We start from the raw sequence: 4942 nt of genomic DNA, 5'->3' as shown, positions 1-4942 counted from the left end.
CTCTCTCTGCCCCCCTCCGGGCCGGCGCGGGCCCCCCGAAACCGGTGGGCGGGGGCCCCGGCGATGTCCGACCGTGACGTCAGGCGGGCGTGATGTTCTCCGCCTGCGGGCCCTTCTGCCCCTGCGTGACGTCGAAGGTCACGACCTGGCCTTCCTGGAGCTCACGGAAGCCGGAGGAGTTGATGTTGGAGTAGTGCGCGAAGACGTCCGGTCCGCCGCCGTCCTGGGCAATGAAACCGAAGCCCTTTTCAGCGTTGAACCACTTGACGGTTCCCCTGGCCACGTTGATGCCTTCCAGTCGATATCGGGCTCCGCACCACGCGGACCCGGAGGTGATCGCCCTGGTCCTGCACAGCAAAGCGCCCGCACCGGAGCGCGGGCAAGTACTGCGAACCACGACATCTGACAGCGACGCTACACGGCGAAACCAGCTCCCACCAGAGAGCAACAGTCATGATCCGGGCCGCGTCGCGCATGCTGCCCAGCAGCGATCCGCGTGCGACGTCTCACGCCGATGCGCTGGAACTCTCAGACGGCTGGAGGTTCATGACCGGGAGGACACGATGCAGACGATCGCGCGGGTCCAGGCCGCGACGGGCAAGGTCGACGAGAAGACCGTGCGGGCCGTCCTGGTCGTCGACTCGATGGGAAGCCGGGAGCGACAGACCTGGTAGCGGGAGCCGTGCCCGCTGCCCCCGACTCAGGCGCGAGGCCGATCAACTGGCTGGCGCAAAGGGGCGCTTCGGGGGAGCAGCATGTGGGGGAGCAACACCGCTTCACTTCCCCTGCCGCCCGCCTGCTCGCCTTGCAGTGCGCACCGCGCGCCGACACCAGCGCTTACGTCCGGCCGCCCGGCGGCCTGTTGCGCGGCATGCGTCGCAGAGAGCCGTGGGAGGAACTGGAGCATGCTGGCTGGCTACGCCGCACGGCCAGCAGGAACCCGCATGTGGAGCCGCGACTCCTCGATGCCGCGGTTCTCACTCAGAGACCGGGGCGCCATGTGCGGGCCCGTGCCGCCCAGTGGGCTCTGTGTCCCATCCCCGTTGACTCTGCCGAGCGGGTGGGCCTCTGCCGTGCAACTGACCGCAGTGTCCTGGCAACCTATACATCGGGCGAGGCTGGCAGTACCGACATGGAGGTGCTCGCACGTCCGTGTGGCCACTCACCCCACCACATCGAGGAACTTGTCGACCGGCTGGTGACTTCGCGCTCACTGACTGCTTGGCACTACTGCAGGGATACCGACGAAGTCGGCTGGCACCTGTCTCCCCAGGCCACAGTGGGCCGCACGGCGGTTCAGCAGTGACAGCACACCGGTCAGACTCTGCCTCACATGCTCCGCTTCTGCCAGCTGCTCACCCTGAATTGGAGAGGGAGGCATCACTCGACACGAGCATCCGGTTCTACTCGTGCGTACTATCTCTAGACTGCCGTCGGCTGCGGCAGTTGTGTCCTGCGGGTGATCCGGTCATCGCAGACGGGGCACCTACCTGTATCCGTTCGCGCACATGGTTGCTGCTTTCACCGCCGTGGCCGCGGACTGCAGAAAGGCTCGTGTCATGTCTGAAATCAAGGCCCCTTCTACGGAACTGACGTCGCAGTACATCGCCCAGGTGACGGGTGACCTTGAGCGCAATGCCAAGGAGCAGGAACGTGTCGGTCAGGAGATCGAGGCCCTGCAGGAGCAGTTGCGTGCCCTGCAGCAGGACCACACCGTGCTGGTGAACATGCAGCAGGCTCTCGGCGCTGCGAGCCCCGCCGCCGAGGCAGCCACGGCAGCTGCGCCGTCCGTACCTCGCCAGGCCTCCGCAGAAATCAAGCAGAGCAAGCCGAAGAAGGCGGCCGCTACGGCTGCGAAGAAGACGGCTGCCAAGAAGCCCGCCGCCAAGGCCTCGTCCGTGAAGGCGTCCGAGACGGCCGCCAAGCCGACCCTCGTCGAGGTGATCCGCGGCCACCTTGAGCAGCAGAGCGAGCCTCGTTCTGCTGCCGAAATCACTGCCGCGCTCACGCAGGCCCACCCCGACCGGAGCGTGAAGACCACGGTCGTGCGCACCACTCTCGAAGGGCTGGTCGCCAAGGGCCATGTTCACCGCACCAAGCAGGGCTCGTCGGTCTTCTACGCCGCTGCGGCCACCTCGGAGCCTGCTCCGGTCGAGCCGCAGCAGGAGGCAGTGGCAGGCTGAGCATCCGCAGGAGTTCCGGGCATCGTCACCAGGCCGCGGTAAGTGATGCCCCGGCCGGAACGTGATCGTGCGGGCCCAGCTGGCGTGCAGCAGTACGGGACCGGGGCGGCGCCAAGCACACCAGGCAGTCTCATGACTTCGGCGGTAGCAGCGCTGCTGTAGCCGAGCAGGCAGTGCAGCGCCAGGGCGTCGTACAGTCACTGAAGTCTTCTCGGCAACGTGACGGTTGCGGTGTGTGATGATGCCGGACGGCGGGATGGTGACTCGACGTCAGACATGAGTGAAGCCCCTGGCAGGAACGAGTCTGCGAAGATCACGTTCCGTACAACCAGAGACTCCACGTGGCGTCCACTATCACCTACACCGCCGTGCTCGATATCCGCAGGGCGACCGCCGAGCACCTCGCGAAGCTGCTGCGCGGGCACCGTGAGCAGCTCGGGACCCGCAAGGGCACTCGCCCTGGGCGTCTTCCGGCAGGCGGTGCTCGTGCTGCGTTGGTTCGTCGACGGCACCCGGCTGGCCCAACTTGCCCGGGACAACGGCACCTCGGTACCGACCGCCTACCGCTATCTGCACGAGGGGCTGACGGTGCTCGCGGACCACGCTCCCGATCTGTCCACCGCGCTGGAGAGGGCGGCGGCCAGGTACACCCATCTCAACCTGGACGGCACGGTCATCCGCACCAACCGCGTGGCCACCGCCGGCCCCAACGGCGCGGATCTGTGGTGGTCGGGCAAGCACAAGCACCACGGTGGGAACGTACAGGCCATCGCCGCCCCGGACGGCTGGCCGATCTGGGTCTCCCCGGTCTGACCGGGCCGCGAGCACGACACCACCTGCGCACGGGCCCATGGACTGGCCGACGCCCTGAACCGGCTCGCCGCCACCCTGGGCGTCCCCACCCTGACCGACCTCGGCTACGAGAACGCCGGACCCGGCTTCCGCCACCCGGTCAAGAAGCCCAAGGGCGGTGAACTTACCGAGCCCGACGAGGCGTTCAACGCCGTGATCCGAGGCGTCCACGCTGTCGCTGAACGTGCTGACGCCCTGCTGAAGGTCACCTTCAAGGCCCTGCGCAGGGTCAGCCTCGACCCATCGGCCATCACCCGCATCGCCCGAGCCGCACTCGTCCTGCTCCAGCTCGAGCACGGCCGCACCGCCTGAACAAAGATCACAAGACGTCACGGGTCAGACGGAACCGCACGTTACCAGCGCGGTCGTCTTCTTTGCGCTTGCCATCGCGGCGCCCACTGCGACCTGGTGTCGCCGACGAATCCGCAATGACGGACGTGCGAAGTCCCGTAGAAGTGATCACCGTTGAGAAAACCTCACTGAGTGGCGGCGAAATGGGGCGCGGATACAGGCGCTCAGCAGCGTCCACACTCAGGCGGCGGGGTTGGGGTGGCTGACGGTGTGGGGCCATCTGACGGCGAGTTGACAGTAGGCGCCACAGGAGGACCCCGCTCTCCCCCGCCGACAAGACCCCTCTCAAGCATGCAGTCCTGGCCTCACCAGCCGCACCAGACTGAGGACTTGCCCTGGGAATCAGCACCGCTGGCTTCGCCGCCCGTGCCTACACCTGCGAGGCCAGCAGTCTGGAAAACATCCGCCGCTTTGTCCGCGGCACCATCAGCGACTGGGGATTGGCCCTGTTCGTCGACCGTGGCCGGTGAACTCACCGCCAACGCCGTACGGCATGCCCTTCCTGCGTGCGGCGAAGCCGATACCAAGGCGTGGCTGGGCATGGCCCGCACAGGCGGCGCTGTCGTGTGCGCCGTGGTTGATCCCAGCCCGGCTCCCCATCACGCCAATATCCGGACCACCTGGCGGAGACTGGACGGGGACTGCTCATCGTGGACGCTCTGACCAGCCAATGAAGATCCACCATCTTGAAGTTGCTGGTCATGGGGCTGGTGTGGGTCGGTGATGGTGTCCTCGTGCTGGTCGTGGGCAGTTGTCCGAGCTCAAGATCGTCTGTCAGCGGGTGACTTCGAGGTTCGTCAGGACGAGCAGGGCGCGCAACAGCGTGGTGGCGTGACGGACGTGAAGGCGGAGCTGAGTCTTCAACGGGCCGCCACGACCAGGACGGCTATGAGGCCGACAGCGGCGACCACCAGGGCGACGACCTCCCATGCCGGGCCGCGGCGAAGGGGTGCGGCTCATCGCAGGACCGTCCGGGTGCCACATCGGCACGGGTGCGCGAGGTCGGTCGCCGACTTCCTCGCGACGCTGACGTGCTCGAAAGCCAGCTGACCGATACCGGTACCCTCCTTCGTCACAGCCGGATTGGCATGGAGGGACATCGGATGGGACGTAAAACGTTGCTGTTCATAGCGTCAGCCTTCTTGGTGGGCGCCGGGACCGCATCGGCAGTTGCCGGGCTTGCCGGATCATCGTCGGGGGGAGTGACGGTCGCCAGTCAGCCGCCGGCTGACCAGGTCCCCCGCACGCGGCAGGCCCTGGTAGCGCAGTGGGAGAAGGAACGCGCCAAGGCAGGCCTTGAGCTTCCCGAGGGCTGGGAGAAGCTGTCGATGGAGCAGATCCGCGCCCAGTACACCATCCAGAAACTGGACAACGCAGGCCCGCTCCCCACCGGCCCGGACTACGACCCCGGCTTCCACAACAACCCCTACGGCTGACACAAACAAGTGGGCCCCAGCCGAATCGGCGAATTCAAGGGGTCGTTGCAACACGTGGTCGGTTGATCAGGCCGCGAGCAGTTTAGACAGGCGCTCGGCTGGGGTTTCCCAGCCGAGCGT

3 protein-coding genes and 1 pseudogene are annotated in these 4942 nt (G+C 66.8%); 3 read left to right on the top strand and 1 reads right to left on the bottom strand.

The genetic code is table 11. The annotated features are described in order from the left end of the window. Window positions 1–79: 79 nt before the first annotated feature. On the bottom strand, window positions 80–283 hold the full coding sequence (locus tag AB0D57_RS47090) for a cold-shock protein (RefSeq protein ID WP_362088671.1): 204 nt from the start codon (window positions 281–283) through the stop codon (window positions 80–82). 1276 nt (window positions 284–1559) lie between these two features. On the opposite strand from AB0D57_RS47090, the gene AB0D57_RS47085 reads away from it, so the two are divergent. From AB0D57_RS47085 to AB0D57_RS47075, 3 genes and pseudogenes are all read left to right on the top strand, one after another. Further along, a complete protein-coding gene (locus AB0D57_RS47085) occupies window positions 1560–2183 on the top strand; it encodes a BlaI/MecI/CopY family transcriptional regulator (protein ID WP_362088670.1) in 624 nt (207 codons plus the stop codon). Window positions 2184–2524: 341 nt separating this feature from the next. Further along, window positions 2525–3347, top strand: a pseudogene (locus tag AB0D57_RS47080) (transposase family protein). Between the two features lie 1241 nt (window positions 3348–4588). Beyond that, on the top strand, window positions 4589–4822 hold the full coding sequence (locus AB0D57_RS47075; protein ID WP_362088669.1) for a hypothetical protein: 234 nt from the start codon (window positions 4589–4591) through the stop codon (window positions 4820–4822). Window positions 4823–4942 lie beyond the last annotated feature (120 nt).

The sequence above is a fragment of the Streptomyces sp. NPDC048275 genome (genome assembly GCF_040652275.1).
Taxonomy (GTDB): domain Bacteria; phylum Actinomycetota; class Actinomycetes; order Streptomycetales; family Streptomycetaceae; genus Streptomyces.
This window is presented reverse-complemented; position numbering and strand designations above follow the sequence as displayed.